At 65.3% G+C, this 22,913-nt stretch carries 22 protein-coding genes and 1 tRNA gene; 13 read left to right on the forward strand and 10 right to left on the reverse strand.

Annotated features, from left to right (window positions below; genetic code table 11):
- Positions 1-3 precede the first annotated feature (3 nt).
- Together VOI27_RS18480 and VOI27_RS18485 are read right to left on the reverse strand one after the other, a co-directional pair.
- Positions 4-882: a lysophospholipid acyltransferase family protein gene (locus tag VOI27_RS18480; protein ID WP_323767264.1), complete on the reverse strand. Its 879-nt coding sequence runs from the start codon at positions 880-882 to the stop codon at positions 4-6.
- A gap of 75 nt (positions 883-957) precedes the next feature.
- Positions 958-4,377 (reverse strand): indolepyruvate ferredoxin oxidoreductase family protein, encoded by a 3,420-nt coding sequence (locus VOI27_RS18485; protein ID WP_323767266.1) that lies wholly within the window; start codon positions 4,375-4,377, stop codon positions 958-960.
- 167 nt (positions 4,378-4,544) lie between these two features.
- Here VOI27_RS18485 and VOI27_RS18490 point away from each other — a divergent pair, with 167 nt between their 5' ends.
- From VOI27_RS18490 to VOI27_RS18550, 13 genes are all read left to right on the forward strand, one after another.
- Positions 4,545-5,444 carry a LysR family transcriptional regulator gene (locus VOI27_RS18490; protein ID WP_323767267.1) on the forward strand — a complete coding sequence of 300 codons (900 nt, stop codon included), beginning with the start codon at positions 4,545-4,547 and terminating at the stop codon, positions 5,442-5,444.
- A 341-nt stretch (positions 5,445-5,785) separates the two neighbouring features.
- Positions 5,786-7,945: a phosphoribosylformylglycinamidine synthase subunit PurL gene (gene purL / locus VOI27_RS18495; protein WP_323767269.1), complete on the forward strand. Its 2,160-nt coding sequence runs from the start codon at positions 5,786-5,788 to the stop codon at positions 7,943-7,945.
- Positions 7,946-7,949: 4 nt separating this feature from the next.
- Positions 7,950-8,819, forward strand: coding sequence for a hypothetical protein (locus tag VOI27_RS18500; RefSeq protein WP_323767271.1), 870 nt, complete (start codon positions 7,950-7,952; stop codon positions 8,817-8,819).
- Between the two features lie 70 nt (positions 8,820-8,889).
- Positions 8,890-9,120, forward strand: coding sequence for a BolA/IbaG family iron-sulfur metabolism protein (locus VOI27_RS18505; RefSeq protein ID WP_323767273.1), 231 nt, complete (start codon positions 8,890-8,892; stop codon positions 9,118-9,120).
- 4 nt (positions 9,121-9,124) lie between these two features.
- Entirely contained in the window at positions 9,125-9,367 is a 243-nt protein-coding gene (locus VOI27_RS18510; protein ID WP_323767275.1) for a hypothetical protein, read from the forward strand.
- Complete coding sequence (grxD, locus tag VOI27_RS18515) at positions 9,364-9,726, forward strand: Grx4 family monothiol glutaredoxin (protein WP_323767277.1); 363 nt, start codon at positions 9,364-9,366, stop codon at positions 9,724-9,726. The genes VOI27_RS18510 and grxD overlap by 4 nt, the downstream gene beginning before the upstream one ends.
- 324 nt (positions 9,727-10,050) lie before the next feature.
- The gene (rpmF, locus tag VOI27_RS18520; protein ID WP_323767278.1) at positions 10,051-10,257 is read left to right on the forward strand and encodes a 50S ribosomal protein L32; all 207 of its coding nucleotides are present in this window, start codon (positions 10,051-10,053) and stop codon (positions 10,255-10,257) included.
- Between the two features lie 27 nt (positions 10,258-10,284).
- On the forward strand, positions 10,285-11,418 hold the full coding sequence (gene plsX, locus VOI27_RS18525; protein WP_323767280.1) for a phosphate acyltransferase PlsX: 1,134 nt from the start codon (positions 10,285-10,287) through the stop codon (positions 11,416-11,418).
- Positions 11,415-12,386: a beta-ketoacyl-ACP synthase III gene (locus tag VOI27_RS18530; protein ID WP_323767282.1), complete on the forward strand. Its 972-nt coding sequence runs from the start codon at positions 11,415-11,417 to the stop codon at positions 12,384-12,386. The genes plsX and VOI27_RS18530 overlap by 4 nt, the downstream gene beginning before the upstream one ends.
- A 101-nt stretch (positions 12,387-12,487) precedes the next feature.
- Positions 12,488-12,790, forward strand: a complete 303-nt coding sequence (ihfA, locus tag VOI27_RS18535) for an integration host factor subunit alpha (protein ID WP_323767284.1) — start codon at positions 12,488-12,490, stop codon at positions 12,788-12,790.
- 15 nt (positions 12,791-12,805) lie between these two features.
- Positions 12,806-13,906: a MerR family transcriptional regulator gene (locus tag VOI27_RS18540; RefSeq protein WP_323767286.1), complete on the forward strand. Its 1,101-nt coding sequence runs from the start codon at positions 12,806-12,808 to the stop codon at positions 13,904-13,906.
- A 74-nt stretch (positions 13,907-13,980) separates the two neighbouring features.
- Positions 13,981-14,057 (forward strand) — tRNA-Pro (locus VOI27_RS18545).
- Positions 14,058-14,121: 64 nt separating this feature from the next.
- A complete protein-coding gene (locus tag VOI27_RS18550; RefSeq protein WP_323767288.1) occupies positions 14,122-15,192 on the forward strand; it encodes a 2'-deoxycytidine 5'-triphosphate deaminase in 1,071 nt (356 codons plus the stop codon).
- Between the two features lie 150 nt (positions 15,193-15,342).
- Here the strand turns inward: VOI27_RS18550 and VOI27_RS18555 are convergent, their stop codons facing one another.
- The 8 genes from VOI27_RS18555 to VOI27_RS18590 all read right to left on the reverse strand — a co-directional run bounded on the left by VOI27_RS18555 (position 15,343) and on the right by VOI27_RS18590 (position 22,885).
- Positions 15,343-15,537, reverse strand: a complete 195-nt coding sequence (locus tag VOI27_RS18555; RefSeq protein WP_323767290.1) for a hypothetical protein — start codon at positions 15,535-15,537, stop codon at positions 15,343-15,345.
- 69 nt (positions 15,538-15,606) lie between these two features.
- Positions 15,607-16,269 (reverse strand): SMC-Scp complex subunit ScpB, encoded by a 663-nt coding sequence (gene scpB / locus VOI27_RS18560; protein ID WP_323767292.1) that lies wholly within the window; start codon positions 16,267-16,269, stop codon positions 15,607-15,609.
- Complete coding sequence (locus VOI27_RS18565) at positions 16,270-17,067, reverse strand: ScpA family protein (RefSeq protein ID WP_323767294.1); 798 nt, start codon at positions 17,065-17,067, stop codon at positions 16,270-16,272.
- A 1-nt stretch (position 17,068) separates the two neighbouring features.
- Positions 17,069-18,067 carry a glycoside hydrolase family 3 N-terminal domain-containing protein gene (locus VOI27_RS18570; RefSeq protein WP_323767296.1) on the reverse strand — a complete coding sequence of 333 codons (999 nt, stop codon included), beginning with the start codon at positions 18,065-18,067 and terminating at the stop codon, positions 17,069-17,071.
- Complete coding sequence (locus VOI27_RS18575) at positions 18,064-19,128, reverse strand: SPOR domain-containing protein (RefSeq protein ID WP_323767298.1); 1,065 nt, start codon at positions 19,126-19,128, stop codon at positions 18,064-18,066. The genes VOI27_RS18570 and VOI27_RS18575 overlap by 4 nt, the downstream gene beginning before the upstream one ends.
- Positions 19,129-19,206: 78 nt before the next feature.
- Positions 19,207-20,952: an arginine--tRNA ligase gene (argS, locus tag VOI27_RS18580; protein ID WP_323767300.1), complete on the reverse strand. Its 1,746-nt coding sequence runs from the start codon at positions 20,950-20,952 to the stop codon at positions 19,207-19,209.
- Positions 20,953-21,001: 49 nt separating this feature from the next.
- Positions 21,002-21,619, reverse strand: coding sequence for a hypothetical protein (locus tag VOI27_RS18585; protein WP_323767302.1), 618 nt, complete (start codon positions 21,617-21,619; stop codon positions 21,002-21,004).
- 87 nt (positions 21,620-21,706) lie between these two features.
- Positions 21,707-22,885: a deoxyguanosinetriphosphate triphosphohydrolase gene (locus VOI27_RS18590; protein WP_416374694.1), complete on the reverse strand. Its 1,179-nt coding sequence runs from the start codon at positions 22,883-22,885 to the stop codon at positions 21,707-21,709.
- Positions 22,886-22,913 lie beyond the last annotated feature (28 nt).

A 22,913-nucleotide genomic window follows, 5' to 3' on the forward strand; every position in this document is an offset into this window, starting at 1 on the left:
CGTTTACGACCTGTGCCGCTCCTCGAACTCGAACCCGTAGTCATAGGATTCCAATGGTGTCGGAGACAGCTCATACGTGGCTTTGCGCAGGAAATCCATCACTGCCCGCCCATCCTTGGCCCGCTTTTGCAATTCCTCGCGCGGGATCGGCGCGCCGATCGCCACTCGCACCGGGGTGTTCACCCGCCGGCGGAACTCCTGGATCAGCAGCCCCATGCGCAGGGTGTTGTGCAGATGGCTGGCCAGCTGGAACAGCCGAGAGGTATGGCCGTCGAAGTAGATCGGCACCACCGCCGCATCGGACTTGGCAATCATCCGCGCGGTGAACGTGCGCCAGCCCGGGTCCATCGGCCGCTTGAACGGTGTCGCCGCGGTCGAGACGGTGCCGCCGGGAAAAATGCCGATGGCGCCGCCTTGGGCGAGATAGGCCAAAGACTCCTTGCGGGTCTCGATATTGGTGCGCATCGCCTCCTTGGTCTCGGAGAAATCGACCGGCAGAATGATCCGGTCAAGCTCTTGTGCCTTGCGGAAAATCTTGTGCGCCATGATGCGGAAATCGCCGCGCACGACAGACAGGATATGGCCCAGCATCAACCCGTCGAGGATGCCATACGGGTGGTTGGCGATGACGATCAGCGGGCCATCCTTTGGGATAGTGTCAAGCGACCCGCGCGTGACCTCAAGCCCGAGCCCGTAGCGCTCGACCATGACTTGCCAGAAATCCTCGCCCTCGGCGACGGCCAGTTCATAGCCGTCGGCGCGCTTGATCAACCCAAGCCGGCCGGTGGCATTCTCCATCAGCCGGATCATGGCCCTGCCGCCGCGGGTCTGCGCGGAATAGGCGTAAGAGATGTCGCGGGCGACCTGCCGCTTGTTCGGCATCGGGGGGACCTTGTTCAGAGGTTTTCACCCTGTTTACATCCCTTTGCCGCCCGCTTCAAAACAAAACCGCGTGGGTTACTCCGCCGCGCGGCGCAGCTCTGGCCCGCCTGCGCGGATCACCGCCAGAAGCTCCTCGCGCCGCTTGGCCGCCTTGGCCTCGTTTGCCGCCTTGACCGGGCCAAAGCCGCGAATGTCGAGCGGCAGGCGCATCAGGGCGACGGTGGCCTCGTGGGTCTCCGGCGTCACCTTGGGCAGCACCTCGTCCATGTCGGCCTCGTACTGCGCGATCAGGGCGCGTTCCATCCGGCGATCCTCGGAATAGCCGAAGACGTCGAGCGGCGTACCCCGCAGAGCCTTGAGCCGCGCCAAGACCTTCATCGGGCCAAGCAGCCATTCGCCGAACTCGCGCTTCTTCGGCCGCCCGTCGGGGCCTTCCTTGCTGAGGATCGGCGGCGCCATGTGCAGGCGCATCTTGAAGTCACCCTCAAAGGTGCCCTTGGCCTTTTCCCGGCTGTCGATCAGCAGCCGCGCGACCTCGTATTCATCCTTGTAGGCCAGCAGCTTGTGATAGCCGAGCGCCACCGCCTCGCGAAGCGTCTCGTCCTCGATCGCATCGACCCGGGCGCGGTAGCGCTTGGCCAGCGCCTTGCCCTGGTATTTCACCAGGTGATCGGCGCGGAAGGCAATGCGCTCTTCGAGGGTTTTTGGCAGGGCGACCACCTTGGGCCGGGCCATCTCGTCGGCCTCTTCGGGATGCAGCGCCGCCCAGCGGCCGATCTCGAAGGCGCGCTGGTTGCGCTCGACCGCCTGGCCGTTCATCTCGACCGCCTGCAGGATGGCGTCATGGCTGAGCGGCACGAGGCCCTTTTGCCAGGCCGCGCCGAACAGGATCATGTTGGAATAGATCGAGTCGCCCATCACCGCGCGCGCCAGTTCCGAGGCGTCGAACATCGTCAGCCGCTCTTTAAGTCGCGCTTCAAGTGCAAGCTGCAACCTGTCTGCCGGCAAGGAAAATTCGGTGTTGCGGGTGAAGTCTCCGGTGATGATCTCATGGCTGTTGACCACACCGCCGGTGCGGCCGGCTTTCATCAGACCGATGGTCTTGGCCCCGGCCGAGACCACAAGATCGCCGCCGATCAGCGCATCCATCTCGCCGGTTGCGACGCGGATCGCACTGATATCGCCGGGTTTTTCCGCCAGACGGCAGTGGATCGTCACGGCGCCGCCCTTTTGCGCGAGGCCCGCCATCTCCATCATGCCGGCGCCCTTGCCATCCAACTGGGCCGCCTGTGCCATCACCGCGCCGATGGTCACCACGCCGGTGCCGCCGACGCCGGTGATCACCACGTTATGGCTGCCGTTGATCGCCGGCAGCTCCGGCTGCGGCAGATGCGGCAGGTCGAGCTCGCGGGTCGCGCCCTTTTTCACCTTGGCGCCCTCGAGGGTGAGGAACGACGGGCAAAACCCTTTCAGGCAAGTGAAATCCTTGTTGCAGGCCGATTGATCGATGGCCCGCTTGCGGCCCAGTTCGGTCTCTTCCGGCACGATGGCCACGCAGTTTGACTGCACGCCACAATCGCCACAGCCCTCGCAGACGTCGGTGTTGATGAACACCCGTTTGTCGGGATCGGGGAACTTGCCGCGCTTGCGCCGGCGGCGCTTCTCGGCGGCGCAGGTCTGGATATAGACGATGGCCGAGACGCCCGCGATCTCGCGGCATTGCTTCTGGATGTTTTCCATCTCGTCGCGTTCGTGGATCTCGACTCCATTGGGGAATTTCTCGAGGTCGACGTCTTCCTTCTGGTCATAGACCACAAAGACCTTGCCCACCCCCATCGCCTGCAGCTCGTTGACGATCCGGTAAGGCGTAAGGCCGCCCTCGTTGGGCTGGCCGCCGGTCATCGCCACGGCGTCATTGTAGAGGATCTTGTAGGTGATGTTGGTGCCGGCGGCGAGCGCCGCGCGGATCGCCAGCGAGCCGGAGTGGTTGTAGGTGCCGTCGCCGAGGTTCTGGAACACATGGCCGGTTTTGGAGAACGGCGCCTCGCCGATCCAGTTCGCGCCCTCGGCCCCCATGTGGGTAAAGCCGGTGGTCTCGCGGTCCATCCATTGCACCATGTAGTGACAGCCGATGCCGGCATAGGCGCGGCTGCCGTCGGGCACCTTGGTCGAGGTGTTGTGCGGACAGCCGGCGCAGTAATAGGGCAGCCGTGCTGCGATCTCCTGGGCGTTGTCGCCGGCGCGGGCCTGGCGCAGCGCGTCGAGCCCGGCGCGGATGCCATCGGTGCCGCGGCCCTCTTCGATCAGGATGCCGCCCAGCTTCTCGGCAATCCAGATCGGGTCGAGCGCGCCACGGGTCGGGAACAGCTCGTCGCGGTGCATGCCGCCCGCGCCGCCCTTGTACCAGCCATAGACCCGGCGGCCGCGGCGATCGTCAAAGATCGCCTCCTTGACCTGCACCTCGATCAGCTTGCGCTTTTCCTCGACGATGACGATCAGGTCGAGCCCCTCGGCCCAGTCGTGGAAGCTGTGCATGTCGAGCGGGAAGGTCTGGCCCACCTTGTAGGTGGTGATCCCCAGCCGCTTGGCCTCGGCCTCGTGGATGTTCAGCAGGCTCATGGCGTGCTGCAGGTCAAGCCAGTTCTTGCCCGCCGCGACAAAGCCGATCTTGGCACCGGGCTTGCCCCAGACGCGCTTGTCCATCCGGTTGGCGCGCGAAAAGGCCTCGGCGGCGAACCGCTTGTAATCGATCATCCGCGCTTCCTGCGCATGCGGCGTGTCGCCCAGTCGGATGTTCAGACCGCCCTCGGGCATGTCGAATTTCGGTTCGACGAAACTCAGCCGGTGCGGGTCGCCATCGACCACGGCGGTGGTCTCGATGGTGTCCTTCATCGTCTTGAGCCCGACCCAGAGGCCGGAGAAGCGCGACAGCGCAAAGCCGTAGAGCCCGTAATCGAGGATTTCCTGAACGCCCGCCGGGGAAACCACCGGCATATAGGCATCGACCAGCGCCCATTCCGACTGATGCAGCACGGTAGAGCTTTCGCCGGTGTGGTCGTCGCCCATTGCCATCAGCACGCCGCCAAGCGCCGAGGTGCCCGCCATGTTGGCATGGCGCATCACGTCGCCGGAGCGGTCCACCCCCGGCCCCTTGCCGTACCACAGGCCAAAGACACCGTCATACTTGCCTTCGCCGCGCAGCTCGGCCTGCTGCGCGCCCCAGAGCGCGGTGGCGGCGAGGTCTTCGTTGAGGCCGGGATTGAAGGTCACGTCAGAGGCGCGCAGCAGCTTTTCCGCCTTGCTCATCTGCAGGTCGACTGCGCCCAGCGGCGAGCCGCGATAGCCGGTGACATAGCCTGCGGTGTTATGTCCGGCGGCCGTGTCGCGGGCCTTCTGCGACAACATCAACCTGACAAGCGCCTGGGTGCCGTTCAACAGGATCGGCGATTTCGACAGGTCGAACCTGTCATTCAGGGAAATTTTCTGCTGGCTCATGAACCCCTCCCAAGGTGCTGTGCGTGCTAGAGTATAGCGCTATATTAGGTCATAATTACTGACCTTACGAGGGAAATTTTTCGTGACTTTCTCATGTTAGCGTTATCTACGCCCCCTGTAGGGTAATATTGCAGTAGAGACCGGCGAGGCATCACAAGAGAACGACTATGGATTGGGACAAACTCAGAATATTTCACGCGGTGGCGGACGCCGGCAGCCTTACCCATGCGGGCGATGTGCTTCACCTGTCGCAATCGGCGGTCAGCCGGCAGATCCGCGCGCTTGAGGAAAGCCTCAACACCACCCTGTTCCACCGTCACGCCCGGGGGCTGATTCTCACCGAGCAGGGCGAGCTGCTGTTCGATGCCACCTCGTCGATGAACAAACGGCTCGAGGCCGCCGCGGCGCGCATCCGCGACAGCGAGGAAGAGGTCTTCGGCTCGTTGCGGGTGACCACCACCACCGGCTTCGGCTCGCTCTGGCTGGCGCCGCGGCTGGCCAAGCTCTACGAGAAGTATCCCGATCTGAATATCGACCTGATGCTCGAGGAACGCGTGCTCGACCTGCCGATGCGAGAGGCCGACGTGGCGATCCGGATGAAGGAGCCGAGCCAGGCCGACCTTGTGCGCAAGCGGCTGATGTCGGTCTGGATGCGGCTCTACGCCTCGCCGGAATACCTCGAAAAGCACGGCACGCCGCAGTCGCTCGATGATCTCGAGAACCACAGGTTGATCTGCCAGCGCACCGATTCTACCCAAGTTGGCGCCGGTCAAGTCTTTGTTCAGGGTCTTCTGACCTATGACCTGAAATCCACGCTGAACGTGAACAACTATTTCGGCGTGCTGCAGGCCGTGATCAACAATCTCGGCATCGGCGTGCTGCCGCATTACGTGATCGAGGATTTCCCCCGCGCCGTACGCGTGCTGCCGGATGAGGAAAGCGGCGAAATCCCTGTTTTCCTTGCCTATCCCGAAGAGTTGCGGCAATCTCGGCGTATCGCCGCCTTCAGGGATTTCGTTCAGGAGGAAATCATCGCGCACCGCCGTCAACTGCGCGAGAACATCTGAGACCCGCCGCCCGGTCCGACCCGTCGCCCATCAATTCAGCTTCCCCAAGGTGAGGTATGCTTGCAACGCATACCCACTATGCTGCAGCTGCGGCATGAATCTTCTTGATCGACTCACGGCTGCGACTTATTTCAGCGTCATGAAGTTTGATTGCGCATCGCGCCAGACTTCATACCTCCCTGTTGGACTTCGGCCGAGCTTAGTGCTCGGCCTTTTTTTTTGGCTGCACAGGGTTTATACATCCGCCGCATCAGGTTTCAGCAGGCGCGAAACCCGGATTGTACCCGTCACCCCCATGTCGTAAACGGTGCGCAAACCAGCGCCCGGGGGACTTTACGGATATGCAAGAGCCTGCCATCACGCCCGATCTGATCGCCGCACATGGGCTGAGCCCTGACGAATACCAGCGGATCCTCGAAATCATTGGCCGTGAGCCCAGCTTTACCGAGCTCGGCATCTTCTCGGCGATGTGGAACGAGCATTGTTCCTACAAATCCTCCAAGAAGTGGCTGCGCACCCTGCCCACCGAGGGCCCGCAGGTGATCTGCGGCCCGGGCGAGAATGCCGGCATCGTCGATATCGGCGACGGCCAATGCGTGGTCTTCAAGATGGAGAGCCACAACCACCCGTCGTATATCGAGCCCTATCAGGGCGCGGCCACCGGCGTCGGCGGCATCCTGCGTGACGTCTTTACCATGGGCGCGCGGCCGATCGCGGCGATGAACTCGCTCAGCTTTGGCGAGGTTGCCCATCCCAAGACCAAGCAGCTGGTGAATGGCGTCGTCGAAGGCGTCGGCGGCTACGGCAACTGCTTCGGCGTGCCCACCGTGGGCGGCGAGCTGCGGTTTGACCCCGCCTACAATGGCAACTGCCTGGTCAACGCCTTTGCCGCCGGTCTGGCCGACACGGACGCGATCTTCTACTCCGCCGCCTCCGGTGTCGGCATGCCGGTGGTCTACCTCGGCGCCAAAACCGGTCGCGACGGCGTCGGCGGGGCCACCATGGCTTCGGCCGAGTTTGACGACACCATCGAGGAAAAGCGCCCCACCGTGCAGGTCGGCGATCCGTTTACCGAGAAACGCCTGATGGAGGCGACGCTGGAGCTGATGCAAACCGGCGCCGTCATCTCGATCCAGGACATGGGCGCGGCGGGCCTCACCTGTTCCGCCGTCGAGATGGGCGACAAGGGCAAGCTGGGCATCCGCCTCGACCTCGAGAAGGTGCCGGTGCGCGAAGAGAACATGAGCGCCTACGAGATGATGCTCTCCGAGTCTCAGGAGCGCATGTTGATGGTGCTGCGCCCGGAAAAGGAAGCCGAGGCCAAGGCGGTCTTTGACAAATGGGACCTCGATTTCGCCATCGTCGGCGAGACCATCGCCGAGGACCGCTTCCTGATCATGCACAACAACGAGAGCAAGGCCGACCTGCCTTTGTCGCAGCTGGCCTCGACCGCGCCGGAATACGACCGCCCCTGGGTCGAGACCCCTGCCGCAGAACCGCTGGCCGATGTGCCGGAGATCGACGGCGTCGACGGTCTCAGGGCGCTGCTGGCCTCGCCGAACTACAGCGCCCGCAACTGGGTCTATGAACAATACGACAGCCAGGTCATGGCCGACACCATCCGCACGCCGGGCTTTGGCGCCGGGCTGATCCGGGTGCATGGCACGAAAAAGGCGCTGGCCTTCACCTCTGACGTGACCCCGCGCTACGTGCAGGCCAACCCGGTCGAAGGCGGCAAGCAGGCGGTCGCCGAAGCTTATCGCAATCTCTCAGCTGTGGGCGCCAAGCCCCTGGCAACGACAGACAATCTCAACTTCGGCAACCCCGAGAAGCCGGAGATCATGGGCCAGTTCGTCGGTGCGATCAAGGGCATCGGCGCGGCGGTCGCGGCGCTCGACATGCCGATCGTGTCTGGCAACGTCTCGCTCTACAACGAGACCGACGGCACCGGCATTCTGCCCACGCCCACGATTGGCGCGGTGGGGCTGATCGACGACGCCGATCACGCCATCCTCGGCGTGCCGCGCGAAGGCCATGTGCTGTTGATGCTGGGCGCCGCCGAGGGCCATCTGGGCCGCTCGGCGCTCTTGGCCGAGGTGTTCAACCGCACCGACGGCGATGCGCCGCATGTGGACCTCGCGGCCGAGAAAGCCGCCGGCGATTTCATCCGCGACAACCGCGACTGGATCACCGCCTGCACCGATATCTCTGACGGCGGCCTGGCGCTGGCGGCTTACGAGCTGGCCGAGGCCGGTGACGTCGGCGTCAGCCTCTCGGTCAGCGACACGCCGGGGCTCTTTGGCGAGGACCAGGGCCGCTACCTGATCGCCTGCAACTTCGACCAGGCCGAGGCGCTGATGGGCGCCGCCGGCAAGGCCGATCTGCCGTTGGTCTCGGTCGGGCGCTTTACCGGCAGCGATGTCTCGATCGGCAGCTCCAGCGCCCCGCTGGCCGAGCTGAGAGAAACCTCGCGCGCCACCTTGCCCGCGCTTTTCGGCTGATCCCATGCGGCGGCGGCTGACCTTCCTGATCGGCGCGCACAAGACCGCCTCGACCCATCTGCAACGCTCGCTGGTGGCGCAAAAGGCGCCACTGGCCGCCAAGGGCATCGGCGTGATTGGCCCGATGCCGATCGGCGGCACCCTGCTGCCGCTGTCGGAGCTGCTGCGCGGCCGGGCCGAGCCAGACCTTTTGGCGCTGACAGCCGAGGGTTTCCTGCGCAAACACGCCGGCGCGGCCGAGACCGTCGTGCTGATGAACGAGAACATCCTCAGCGCCTCGCTGGCGCCCGACATGGCCTTCAAGGACGACCAGCTCTACAAATTCGCACCGCAGCGGGTGAAACGGGTGATCGACCTCTTTCCCGGTCACGACATTCAGGTCGGCATGGCGGTGCGCAACCCCGCCGGCTTTCTGGTCTCGGCCTGGCAAGAGCATATGAAGGGTCACGCCTTCCGCCCCTTCCGCGACTACCTCGGCCCGGCGGATGTGGCCGCGATTTCCTGGCTGCGATTGGTGAAGAAACTTCGCCAAGCCCTTGGCGAGACGCCACTTTTCCTCTGGCGCTACGAGGATTATCCGGCGGTGGTGCCCGCGGTGCTGCGCCAGTGCATGGGAGCGGCCGGCGGCGATGTCGCGCTTCTGGACAGCGCCGCCAACCCCGGTTTCTCGGCCAATGCGCTCGACTATCTGGCCGAGGTTGGCAAGGTGACGCCAGAGACCACGGCCGAGGCGCTGCGGCGCTTTCCGAAAGGCCTGGAGAACCCCGCCTTCCATCCATGGACAGAGGATGAAAAGAAAGCCATGTCAGAGCGTTACGATCAAGACCTCGCGCGGATCACTGACCGCGGGCAGGCCCGACTGCTGCGGCCGTGAGGCGCGTCGGCCACTTGTCATCCCTGCGCGCCACACTTACCTTTCGAGCCAAAGGACCAAAGGACATTCCATGCCGATCAATGCCACCGAAATCGAACAGCTGATCCGCCAGAGCTTTCCCGATGCCAAGATCATCGTCCAGGGCGATGACGGTCAGCATTTTGCGGCCGAAGTGGTGGACGAAAGCTTTCGCGGCCAGAACCGGGTGCAGCAGCAGCGCGCGGTCAACGCCGCCATCCGCTCCAAGCTCGACAGTGGCGAGCTGCATGCCCTGGCGCTGACCACCCGCGCCCCGGACTAGACCGATGGATGTCCTCGGGATCATCGTTCTGGTGCTGGCGATCGTGGGGGTGACCCTGCTGCTGGCCCGCCGGGCGATCCGCGAGGACAACAAACAGACCGGCCGCGGCTCCGAGCCCGGCGAGGGATATCACACCCTGCATTCGCACTACTCGTCCGGACTGGGCGGGCAAAGCAGCTCTTACAAGGTGCCGCGCGATCCGCAGGAATACGCCAAACGCTTCATTCCGAAGGGAAAAGACAAATGACCGAAGTCAAAGACACGATCCAGCAGACCGTCAGCGAAAACGACGTGGTGCTGTTCATGAAAGGCACCAAGGAGATGCCGCAATGCGGGTTCTCCAGCCGCGTGGCCGGCGTTCTGAACTACATGGGCGTCAGCTTCAAGGACGTCAACGTGCTGGCCGATGACGGTCTGCGCCAGGGGATCAAGGAGTTCTCCGACTGGCCGACCATCCCGCAGCTCTACGTCAAGGGCGAGTTCGTCGGCGGCTGCGACATCATCACCGAAATGACGCTCTCGGGCGAGCTCGACACCATGCTCGAGACCAACGGCGTGGCCTTCGACAAGGACGCCGCCGAGAAGATCCGCGAAGCCAACGGCTGATCCCGGACCGGCCCCCCGAAGGGGGTCAGCCCGCACCTGCCGCGGGGAGGTATTCCCCGGGTCCCGGCTGTACGACAGTCCCCCTGTCCCGGCCCTGTGGTCGGGGCGCGAACCGCCTTGGGCGGGAGGTCCCGGATCAGGTCCGGGAGGCGCGGCGCGATGGCCGAAAGGAATCGCTTGCAAGGCCGGGCAAAAGTCGTATTTTCGCGCCCTCTGAGAGATTTGGGGTTGTATATACCGCACTTGTGCGCGTATCTGCCCGGAAACATCCGAAACCGCGGGTGCGGCTGTCGCACCCCCTGAGAAAAGACTTGAGATTGAGCCATGGCTGTTCAGCAGAATAAAGTGTCCAAATCGCGCCGGAACAACCGCCGTGCGCATGATTCCCTGGTCGCTGCCAACCCCAACGAATGCGACAACTGCGGTGAGCTGAAGCGCCCGCACCATGTCTGCCCCTCCTGCGGGCACTACGCGGAACGCCAGGTCGTTGCCGTGGCAGACGAAATCGAGCTGGACGAAGACGCAGCCTAAGGTTTCCTCTGGCAAGGCCTCTCCCTCATGACCGCACCCACGAGACAGACTGCGGCAGAGGCCGGGCCGGGGGGCAGGCGTGTTGTCTTGTCGATTGACGCGATGGGCGGGGACCGCGGTCCCGGCCCTGTCGTCGCGGGATGCGACCGGTCCGCACGCAAGAACCCCGACCTCGGCTTCATCCTGCATGGTCCCGAGGACGAGCTGCGCGCGCTTGTTGCCAAGCGCAAGACCCTGCGCGGCCGTTGCGAAATTCGCAACGCCGAGGGCGTCGTGTCGATGCACGACAAGCCCAGCCAGGTGATGCGCAACGGCAAGGGCACCTCGATGTGGTCGGCGCTCGAAGCGGTGCGTGCCGGCGAGGCGGCGGTGGCGGTCTCCTGCGGCAACACCGGTGCGCTGATGGCGCTGTCGATGATCCGCCTGCGCAAGCTGCCGGGGGTGAACCGCCCGGCAATCGGCGTGCTCTGGCCATCGCGCAATACCCAAGGCTTCAACGTCATGCTCGATGTCGGCGCCGATATCCGCGCCGATGCCCATGACCTGTTTCAATATGCGCTGATGGGCGCCTCCTATGCGCGCAACGGCCTGCAGGTCGATCCGCCGCGCATCGGCCTGCTCAATGTCGGCACCGAGGAACACAAAGGTCGCCAGGAGCTGCGCGAGGCGCATGACCTGATCCGCGACCACGCCCAGACCGGCCGCTACGAGTTCGTCGGCTTCGTCGAGGGCGGCGACATCCCCGGCAACCGCGCCGACGTGATCGTGACCGACGGGTTCACCGGCAATGTCGCGCTCAAGACCGGCGAAGGCACCGCCAGCCTGATCGGCGATTTCCTCAAGCAGGCGTTCCAATACACCCCGCTGTCCAAGCTCGCGGCGCTGCTCGCCCTGCCCTCGCTCAGGCGCCTGCAGAAACGCATCGACCCGCGCCGGGTCAACGGAGGTGTGTTTCTCGGTTTGAACGGAACTGTGGTAAAGTCCCATGGATCGGCCGATGAGATGGCGGTGAGCGCCGCGGTCAAGCTGGCGTTCAAGCTGGCCAATGCCGGCTTTAACCAAAAGGTGGCTGCCCATATCGCGGCCGCCGCACAGGTCGCGGAACAGGCCCGGGAAGACGAGGCCCAGGGCCAGGGCGCGACCACGGGAGAACATAAATGACGCGACGCGCGGTTGTGATCGGAGCGGGGCATTACCTGCCCGAGCGGGTGGTCGAGAACGCCGAATTCGAGAAATCGCTCGAGACCTCCGACGAATGGATTCGCTCGCGCTCCGGCATCGAACGCCGGCATTTCGCCGCCGAGGGCGAAACCACCTCCGACCTCGCAACCAAGGCGGCGCAGAACGCCCTGCAGCAGGCCGGGCTCTCGGCCGATGACATCGACGCCATCGTGCTGGCCACCTCCACCGCCGATCTCACCTTCCCCTCGGCCGCCTCGATGGTGCAGGCCAAGCTCGGCATGACCCGCGGCTTTGCCTTCGACCTGCAGGCGGTCTGCGCCGGCTTTGCCTATGCGCTGACCAATGCCAACGCGCTGATCCTCTCGGGTCAGGCCAAGCGCGTCCTGGTGATCGGTGCCGAGACCTTCAGCCGGATCATGGACTGGACCGACCGCTCGACCTGCGTGCTGTTCGGCGATGGCGCCGGCGCGCTGGTGCTCGAGGCGCAGGAGGGCCAGGGCACGCCCGCCGACCGCGGCATCCTTGCCACCGATCTCAACTCCGACGGGCGCCACAAGGACATCCTCTTCGTCGACGGCGGCGTCTCGACCCAGACCACCGGCTTTCTCAAGATGCAGGGCAAGGAGGTCTTCCGCCACGCCATCGAGAAGCTCGCCGCCACCGCCGCCAAGGCGATGGACCGCGCCGGTGTCACCTCGGACGAGGTCGACTGGGTGGTGCCGCATCAGGCCAACATCCGCATCATCCAGGGCACCGCGCGCAAGATGGGCCTGCCGATGGACAAGGTGGTGGTCACCGTGCAGGACCACGGCAACACCTCCGCCGCCTCGATACCCCTGGCGCTCTCTGTCGGCGTCGAACGCGGGCAGATCAAACCGGGCGATCTGATCGTCACCGAGGCGATCGGCGGCGGCCTGGCCTGGGGCGCGGTGGTTCTGCGCTGGTAATTGCCGGTTTTTGCACGGGTTTTTCGCCTCTGCCCCGGTCGTCCATATTGACTCGGATTTGTTCCCCCGCCTAAGCTATGGAAAATCTGGGGAGATTTCCGATGAGCGACAAGACCCTGACACGTATGGACCTGAGCGAAGCCGTGTTCCGCGAGGTCGGCCTGTCCCGCAACGAAAGCGCCGAGCTTGTCGAGCGGGTGCTGAGCCTGATGTCCGATGCGCTGGTCGACGGCGAGCAGGTCAAGATCTCCTCCTTCGGCACCTTCTCGGTGCGCGACAAGGCCGCCCGCGTCGGCCGCAATCCCAAGACCGGCCAGGAAGTGCCGATCGAGCCGCGCCGGGTGCTGACCTTTCGTCCATCGCACCTGATGAAAGACCGTGTCGCCGCCGGCAACCGGCGCTAGGAGGTCCCGGGCGACATGCCGAGCAAATCCCCAGACGCCTTCCGCACCATTTCCGAGGTCGCCGACTGGCTGAACACCCCGGCGCATGTGCTGCGTTTCTGGGAGAGCAAGTTCAGCCAGGTCAAACCGGTCAAGCGCGCCGGCGGCCGGCGCTATTACCGCCCCGCCGACATGGTGCTGATCGGCGGCATCAAGAAGCTGCTGCATGACGACGGCATGACCATCAAGGGCGTGCAGAAGATCCTCCGAGAACAGGGCATCAAGCATGTCTCGGCCCTGTCGCCGCCGCTGGAAGAGGATCTCGAGGCGATGATCGAGCCGCCGGTGGTGGCCGCCGCCCCGCCGCCGCCGGTGGCCCCGGTGGCGCCGGTACAGGAAACCGGCCAGGTGCTGGATTTCGCCGGCCGGGCAAACACCGTCGAAAGCACCGCGGCACCAGAAAGCCCTGCGCCAGAGGGAGGGGCCGAGACCGTCGATCTCTTTGCCGGCGATGATGGCGACCACGACAATATCTTCGGCTCGGACGATCCCGCGGCAATGACCGGGGATGCCACCGAGAGCCCCGACAGCGCCGATGGCGAAGCGCTGCCGGATTTCGTGCAGAAGCCGCTGTCGGACCGGATGGCCGAGGACGACGGCGAAGCACCGCGCCCTGCCGAACCGCGCGACAACCCGCCGCCGGTCGACGTCAACGCCGCGCCAGAACCGGCCCCGGAGACCCGCGAGCCAAGAGCGCCAGAGCCGCTGGCGGGCGCCCTGCCCGACCCGGCACCCGAGGCCTCCGCGGATCAGTCCGGCAGCGCACCAGAGGCCCGGAAGGCCACGCCGGACAGCGATGAGGACGAGGACGCCCGGACGCCAATGGATCCAGCGATCCTCGCCGCCGTCCTGCGCGCGTCCGACGATGACGACGACGAGGAGGACGCCCCCCGCGTGCTCCCGGTCGAGACGCCGCCCGATCCCGGTGATCACGACGTCATCGCCGCACCGGGGTTGCTGACACTGCTCACCGCGCCTCGGACCCGCGATCTCGGGCTCTCGGCCGAGCAGATCGAGACGCTGATTGTCCGCGTCCGCAGCCATGCGCGCGCGATGAGCCATGCCGCCAGGAACTGACTTCGGAATAGTCGGAAAATGTTGCGGATTCCCTCTTGCCCCCAGCCTGAAAACAGGTATTTAGGCACTCCAGTCGGGCTATGGCGCAGCCTGGTAGCGCGTCCGTCTGGGGGACGGAAGGTCGCAGGTTCGAGTCCTGCTAGCCCGACCAAACTACTCCTCCCCCAATCGACACCCTTCGGGGCGGTCGGTCCTTGTCACAAAGGAGCCCGCCCTTGACCGGTGTCCTCGCAAGCCAGCATATCAACGATCTGATCACGCGCGGCGCCCTCACCGGCAGCCCCGCGATCATCGAGGCTCAGGTGCAGCCCGCCAGCCTCGACCTGCGCTTGGGCCACAAGGCCTACCGCGTCCGCGCCTCCTTTCTCGCCGGACAGAATCGCAAGGTCGCTGACCGGCTGTCAGAATTCGGCATGCACGAGATCGACCTCTCTGCCGGCGCGGTGCTGGAAAAGGGTGCGGTCTATGTGGTGCCGCTGATGGAGTCGCTGGCGCTGCCAGAGGGCATTCAGGCGGTGGCCAATGCCAAGAGCTCCACCGGTCGGCTTGACCTGCTGACCCGGCTGATCACCGACCAGGGCACTGAGTTCGACCGCATTCCCGACGGCTACACCGGCCCGCTCTACGCCGAGATCTGCCCGCGCTCCTTCTCGGTGCTGGTGCGCCCCGGCATGCGGCTCAACCAGATCCGCTTTCGCCAGGGTCAGGCGGTGCTCGACGATGCTACCCTGCGTGCCGTCCACGCCGAGACGCCGCTGGTCGACAGCGAGGCGGTGATCGACAGCGGCCTCGGCTTCTCGGTCGATTTGCGGCCCGCCGAAGGCGATCTGGTAGGCTACCGGGCCAAGCCGCACACCGGCGTGATCGACCTCGACCTGATCGGCCATTACGACCCGCGCGACTTCTGGGAAGAACTGCGCAGTACCTCTGGCCACCTGATCCTCGACCCCGGCGCCTTCTACATCCTGGTCAGCCGCGAGGCGGTGCACATCCCGCCCGCCTATGCCGCCGAGATGGCGCCCTATATCGCCATGGTCGGAGAATTCCGGGTGCATTACGCCGGTTTCTTCGACCCCGGATTCGGCCATGACGCCGCCGGCGGCAAGGGCGCACGCGGCGTGCTCGAGGTGCGCTGTCATGAGGCGCCCTTTGTCCTGGAACATGGCCAGGTGGTGGGTCGTCTGGTCTATGAACGCATGCAGGCGCAGCCAGAAGTGCTCTATGGTGCCGGGCTGAAATCGAACTACCAAGGCCAGGGCCTGAAGCTGTCAAAGCACTTTAAGTAAGGCGTTTTATCCTTTAAACACAGACGTTTGCCAACAGTTCTTCAAGTTCATTCGTTGCATGAACTTAAAGCGGTGCATTAACTTAACGCGTCACATGAACTTCATGCATCACATTAAGATCACCCTTTAAAGAAAAACATCAACGTCAGCCTACAACCGCCCTGCCCGCCGCGCCATCCGAATGGCCCGCTTGGCTTGCTGCGCCTGTGCCTTGGTCTGCTCAGGGCTCTTGCCCTTGCCGCCGCCGCGCTTGGCGAACCGGTCAATGCCGGCGTCGATGCCGCGGCTCATTGCCTTGCGGAGAACCATCCGCACGATCATGTTGACCAACTGGTTGATGTTCATCTTGCCGCTCTCCTCGCTGCTGAGCTGCAGCCTATCAGCCAAAGGTGCAGAGAATTGGGCAGGTGTCGCTCAATCCTCGAACAATTCGCTCTGGCCCTCTTCCGCCTCTGGCTCCTCCTCGGTCGAGCCGAAATGCGGTGTGCCTGGCAGCGGGCGGCTCTCCAGCAGACCGGCCTGCCGCAGCTCCTTCAGCCCCGGCAGATCGCGCGCGCTCTCCAGGCCGAAATGGTCGAGAAACTCGGGGGTTACCACGAACGTCACAGGCCGGCCCGGCGTCATCTTGCGGCGACCAAAGCGGATCCACTCCATCTCGAGAAGCTGGTCCACCGTCCCGCGCGAGACGCTGACGCCGCGGATTTCCTCGATCTCGGCGCGGGTCACCGGTTGGTGATAGGCGATGATCGCCAGGGTCTCGATGGCGGCGCGTGACAGCTTGCGGGTCTCCACCGTCTCTTTCTGCATCAGGAAGGCCAGGTCGGCGGCGGTGCGCATCGCCCAGGCATCGCCGACCTTGATCACCTGCACGCCGCGGCCCGCGTAGCGTTTGCGCAGATGCACCAACGCCTCGGCGGCATCGCAGCCATGCGGCATCCGGGCCTCGAGATCGTGCACCGTCACCGGCTCGGCACTGGCAAAGAGCACCGCTTCGACCATCCGTTCCTGTTCCGCCATGGGCGGGGCCGCGAAGAGGCTTTTCTCTTGCGCGTCAGTCGATTGCGTGTCGTCGTTCATCTATTTGTCCGTGATCCGGCGAAGCTCGATCGCCTCGAATGTGCCTTGCTGGCGCAGCTCTGCCTTGCCTTCCTTGACCAGTTGCAGCGAGGCCGCGAAGGTTGCTGCGGTGGCGGACCGCAGCTTGACCGGGTCCGTCACCCAACCATCTGGAAGATAAAGCGAAATATCGGTCCAAGTGCCAGCGAAACCGATCATGCCGCGCATCCGTTCCAGCGCCTCTTCCATGGTGAAGACAGAGTCGCGGTCCATCACGAAGGGGCGGAATTCATCGCGGGTGCGGATACGCGCATAGCCCTGCATCAAGTCCAGCAATGTCGCCGTGTAGGTGACTGATTTCACGCGCTCAACCGTCTCCGGCACCCCGCGTGCAAAGATGTCGCGCCCGAGCCGGTTGCGCGCCATCAGCTGCGCTGCCGCGGTGCGCATCGCCTGCAGCCGCTCGAGCTGAAAGGCGAGATGTGCAGCGAGGTCTTCGCCTGTCGGGCCGTCCTCGGTGGGATCGGGGGGCAAGAGCAGTCGCGATTTCAGAAACGCCAGCCAGGCCGCCATCACCAGATAATCCGCCGCCAGCTCGATCCTGAGCGCCTTGGCCTTCTCGACGAAGGCGAGATATTGCCGTGACAGTTCCAGCACCGAGATCTTGCGGAGGTCGACCTTCTGGGTGCGTGACAGCATCAACAGCAGGTCGAGCGGCCCCTCGAAGCCGTCGACATCGACGATCAGCGCCTCGGCCGCCAGACGGTCGGCAACGCTCTGCGGCTCTTGTGTCGGGTCGTCGAAACCAGTCTCGTCCATCCTAGCGCCCTGCCAGAAGCGCCTCAAACTGCGCATCCAGGGCCTCGGTGTCAACCTCTCCGGCGGGTTGGCGCAGCGCCAACGCGGCGCTGGCGCGCAGATCGGCCCCCTCGGTCATCCGGCCGGCGTTCTCGGCCACGTCGCGCATCTCGTCGAGATAGCCGTTGCAATGCAGCACCACGTCGCAGCCGGCGGCAATCGAGGCGCGGGCCCGGTCGCCCGGCGTGCCGCTCAGCGCCTCCATCGAGATGTCGTCGGTCATCAGCAGCCCGGCAAAGCCCAGCTCCTCGCGGATCAGGTTGATCATGCGGCCGGATTGGGTGGCGGGGAAATAGGGGTCGACCGCTTCGAAGATCATATGCGCGGTCATCCCCAGCGGCACATCGCTCAGCGCCGCAAAGGGCACCCAGTCGACCGCGCGCAGATCATGCACCGAAACCTGCGTATGCGGCAGCTCGAGATGGCTGTCGACGCGGCCGCGGCCATGGCCGGGCATATGTTTCATCACCGGCAACACGCCGCCATCGAGCAGCCCGCGCACCACGGCGCGGCCGACTTCGGTCACCTGGTCGGGGGTTTCGCCATAACAGCGGTTGCGCAGGAACTCATGGGTCTCTTCGCCGGCCACGTCGAGCGTCGGGATGCAGTTGACGTCGATGCCGAAGCCGCGCAGCTCTTCTGCCATGATCCGGGCGCGCAGGTACATGCCGTCGACGGCCCTCGGCCCCAGCCGCGCCACATCGGTGAGCGGCGGGCGCCAGCGCCGGGCCAGCGGCGGCAGGATGCGCTGCACCCGTCCGCCCTCCTGGTCGATCAGGATCGGGGCGTTGCGGCCGACGGTTTCGCGCAGATCGCCGCAGAGCGCGCGGATCTGGGTGGCGTCGCGGATATTGCGGGCAAAGAGGATGAAGCCCCAAGGATCGACGTCGTGAAAGAACTGCCGCTCGGCGCCGGTCAGCACCTCGCCCCGCGGGGCGAATATGGCGGCAGTGGCGGTCATTTCACCACGACCGGGATGCAGTCGGCGCGTTCGGCCACCAGCGCGGCGCAGAACCGGCGGGCCTCGGCGAGATCGCCAAAGCCATGTGCGCGCAGCCGGTAGAAGGTGCGGCCGCCACTCTTGGCCTTCTGGATCACCCGGGCCTTGCCGTCGAAGAAGCTGTCGAACCGGCCGGAGATGCGGCTCCATTCCTGTTCTGCCACAGCGGCGCTTTCATAGGCGCCAAGCTGCACCAGTCGGGTGCCGGCGGCGAGATCGTCCACCGCGAGGGTCTTGACCTCCGGCGCCACCGGAGCCGATGCGGCCACCGGGGTGACGGCAGCGATCTGGCTGGCGCGGATCAACTCGGCCGGGCGGTGGCGTGGCCGCGGACTGCGGCGGACACCGGGGCCGGCGACGCGCGGCGCGGGCTCGGCTATCTCGTCAGCGGCGGCAAGCTCGGTCTCTTCCGGCAGGGCGCCCAGCGGCGTGGCATCGGCGGAGACCTGAGCCACCAGCGCGGCGATCTTCGCATCGCCGATCGGCGCGGCCGCGGCATCCTCGCCTTCGTCTGTCAGGAGCTCTGCCGTGGCCGGCACGGTGCCAGCCACTTCGGACAGTGTGGCCAGTTTGGCCGAGGCGTCATTGCTGCGGGGCTTGGTCCTGGTGATCTCAGGGGCCTTGCGCGGCACGTCTTCTTCCATGAGGCCGACCGGTTGCGGCGCCAGCGCCACCTGGTCGACCGGTCCGGCGGCCGTGCCGCGACCGGCAACTTCATTCACCGCCAGCCCCTGATGATCGGCCGCCTCGCCGCCGGGGTTTTCCGGCGCCACGCGCCAGGGCCCCGAAGACGCGCGCACCACCGGCACGCCAGAGACATCGCGGACCAGCAGCTGGTAGCCCCAGATGCCCACGCCCAGCAGCAGCGCCAGCGACACAGCCGCCCCGGCCACATTGGCATAGGTGACCATGCCGGCGCCTTTCGGCGCAGCCTGTGGCTCTTGTGCGTGGGAAGAGTTGGTGTGGAACGCCTGTTGCCCACCGTACCCCACGGGGGTGCCGGACACGTGAAAATCTGCCATAATCGCCTCTCCGCTCCCCGCGATACATGCCGCGGGGTTATGCTACTGACTGCTCTCTCGGCCCGGCGACCGGATGTCTTAGCGCATCTCCTCCACCGGGGTCACGCCCAAGATACCAAGGCCGGCGGAAATAACAACCGACACCGCCCGCGCCAGGGCGATTTTCGCCAGCGATGTGGCCTGCTCGCCCTCCTGCAGGAAGCGCAGCTCCGGCAGCTCGTTGCCGCGGTTCCACAGGGTGTGGAATTCGCCAGCGAGTTCATAGAGATAGAAGGCCACGCGATGGGGCTCATGGCTGCGCGCCGCGATCTCGACGAGCCGCGGCCATTCGGCCAGTTTCTTGGCCACCGCCAGCTCTGCCTCATGGTCCAGCTTTGCCAGATCGGCTTGGCCCAAGGCGGCATCGTCGGGCGCCATGCCGGCCTCGCGCGCCTTGCGCAGCACCGAATGCACCCGGGCGTTGGCGTATTGCACGTAGAACACCGGGTTCTCGCGGCTCTGCTCGAGCACCTTGTCGAAATCGAAGTCCAGCGGCGCATCGTTCTTGCGCGTCAGCATGACGAAACGGGTCACGTCGGGGCCGACCTGATCGACCACGTCGCGCAGGGTCACGAAGGTGCCGGCGCGTTTCGACATCTTGAACGGCTCGCCGTTCTTGAAGAGCTTGACCAGCTGGGTCAGCTTGATGTCGAGCGGCGTCTGGCCGTCCGACAGTGCCGAAACGGCGGCCTTCATGCGCTTGACATAGCCGCCGTGATCTGCACCGAACACATCAATAAGGCCGTCGAACCCGCGGGAAACCTTGTCATAATGATAGGCGATGTCCGGGGCGAAATAGGTCCAGCTGCCGTCGGATTTCTTGACCGGGCGGTCGACGTCATCGCCGTGATCGGTGGATTTGAACAGGGTCTGTTCGCGCGGCTCCCAATCTTCGGGCTTCTTGCCTTTGGGCGGTTCGAGCACGCCTTCGTAGATCAGCCCCTTGGCATCGAGCGCTTCGATCGCGGACTCGATCAGACCGGTGCCGTAGAGCGACTTCTCCGAGAAGAAATGATCCATCTGCACGCCGAGCAGGCCGAGGTCGGCGCGGATCAACTCCATCATCGCCTCGGTGGCGTACTCGCGCACCTCGGCCAGCCAGTGCTCCTCGCCCTTGCCGACATAGGCGTCGCCGACCTTGTCCTTGAGCGCCTCGCCGACCGGGATCAGGTAGTCGCCGGGATAGGTGCCATCCTCGAACGCCACCTCCTGACCATGCGCCTCGAGATAGCGCAGGTAGACCGAGCGGGCCAGCACGTCGACCTGGGCGCCACCGTCGTTGATGTAATATTCGCGGGTCACGTCGTGGCCGGAATAGGCCAGAAGGCTGGCCAGCGCATCGCCAAAGACGGCCCCGCGGGTGTGGCCGACATGCAGCGGCCCGGTGGGGTTGGCCGAGACATACTCGACGTTGATCTTCTGCCCCTGCCCCATGTCGGAGCGGCCGAACCCTGTGCCCTCGGTCAGCACCCGGCCGACGACGCCTTGCCAGACGGCGGGCGCGAGGCGCATGTTGAGAAAGCCGGGGCCGGCGACATCGGCCGCGGTGATGCGGGCGTCGTCGCGCAGCTTGCCTGCCAGCGCCTCGGCAATGTCGCGCGGCTTTTTCTGCGCCGGTTTGGCCAGCACCATGGCGGCATTGGTGGCCATGTCGCCATGCAGCGGATCGCGCGGCGGTTCTACCGCGACGTTGGCGTAATCGAGGCCATCGGGCAAGGTGCCCTCGGCGGTCATCTGGTCGAGCGCGGCAATCACCGTCCCGCGCAGGTCGGAAAAGAGGTTCATCGTCTGGTCCTTCAAGCTTGCCCGGGGTTTATCACGCCGCACGCGGGCGTCAATCGAAGCCTCGGCTGCCGCGCCGCCCGACCGGCATCACCGCGCCCCTGACCGGATGCGCCATCGGCAGCGCCATCATCAACGCCACCTGACAGACCCGCGGTTGCGCCGCGGGCTGCAAGGCCGGCGGATGCAGGGCCAGGGCGTTGATCGGCACGCCCGCCTCGGCAAGCGTTTCGGTCAGCGTCGCATAGGCCCGCGCGGCGGCGCGCGGCTGCGGCGTCTCTGATCCGTCGGCAAAGAGCATGACCGCCGCTCCGCCAGCGGTGGCCAGCACCGAGGCCAGCCGCTGCGCCACATGCGCGACCGAGCTCAGCCCGTCCTCGAGCCGCAGATCATCGTGCAGCGGATGGGCCAGGAACACGCCATGCAGCGGGTCGCGGGCCCAGCTGGCCGTCAGACGTTGCAGACCGGAGGTATCGCTCAGCGCCATCGCCAGAGGCGCAATCCGCCGGGGATGCCGGGCGGCCAGCGTCTGAAGCGGGGTTTCATCGGCATCGAGCGCGACCACGAAGCCGCCCTGTGCCGCCAGCCGCAGGCAGAGCGCCTGCCCCACCGGATGGGCCGCGCCGAGCACCAGACAGTTCCTGTCGGCAAAGAGTCTCGATTTTTCCACCGGCCCCCGCAAAATAACGATGCGTTAACCTTTACGCCGCCGCCGCTTTGCGAGACAACACTGACGTGTGGAACAGAAGGTGAATAGTTAACGGCTGGGTTCGTTTTCTCCGGTCAGTTCGCGGTGCGATTGCAGGGCAAAGCGATCGGTCATCCCCGCGATGTAATCAGAGACGCTGCGCGCCCGTCTGATGCTGTCTTCCGGCGCCTGCCGCAGCGCGTCGTGCCAGGCGTCGGGAAGCAGATCAGGCGCCTTCATATAGATGCCAAACAGCGCCTCCACCGCCTGACCAACCTCGCGCCGCACTTCCATCACGCCGGGGGCGCGGTACATGCGTTCGAACAGGAAGGCGCGGATAGCCTGCAGATCGCGCCAGAGCTGCGGCGAGAAGCGGACCACCGGGCCGGGCAGTTCGCGGACCTCCTGCGCCGAGCTGGCGCCTGCGGTCTTGAGAAGCGCCGCCGAGGTGTCGATCACATCTGCAACCATCACACCAAAGACGCGCCGCAACCCCTCGTGGCGCCTGCGTTTTTGCTCAAGCCCGGGGTACTTGGCGTCGACCTCGGCGAAACAGGCGCCGATGATCGGCAGGGCGCAGATATCGTCCTCGGTGAACAGCCCGGCGCGCAGGCCATCGTGCAGGTCGTGGTTGTTGTAGGCCACGTCATCGGCAATCGCCGCCACCTGCGCCTCGGCGCTGGCGTGAGTGTGCAGCTCGAGGTCATGGACGGCATCATACTCGGCCAGCGCCCACGGTAGGTCATCTGCGTCGGCGCCCTGCCCCGGTGTCACCGGGCCATTGTGTTTGGCAATGCCTTCAAGGGTTTCCCATGTGAGGTTCAACCCGTCGAACTCGGCGTAATGCTGCTCCAGCCGGGTGACGATGCGCACCGCCTGGGCGTTGTGGTCGAACCCGCCGTAGGGTTTCATCAGCGCGTCGAGCACATCCTCGCCGGTGTGGCCAAAGGGCGTGTGGCCGAGGTCATGCGCCAGCGCCACCGCCTCGGTCAGTTCGGGGTTCAGGCCGAGCGCGCCAGAGATCGTCCGCGCCACCTGGGCCACCTCGATCGAATGGGTCAGCCGCGTGCGGTAATAATCGCCCTCATGCTCGACAAAGACCTGGGTCTTGTGCTTCAGCCTGCGAAAGGCGCTGGAATGGATGATCCGATCCCGGTCGCGCTGAAAACACGAGCGGAAATGGCTCTCTTCTTCCGGTTTGAGACGTCCGCGCGACAGCTCGGGTCGGGACGCATAAGGCGCGATCATCGCAGCCTCCTTGTTGACGGCCTGCGCC

Origin of the sequence: Marinovum sp. (assembly GCF_034669705.1) — a bacterium.
Taxonomy (GTDB): domain Bacteria; phylum Pseudomonadota; class Alphaproteobacteria; order Rhodobacterales; family Rhodobacteraceae; genus Marinovum.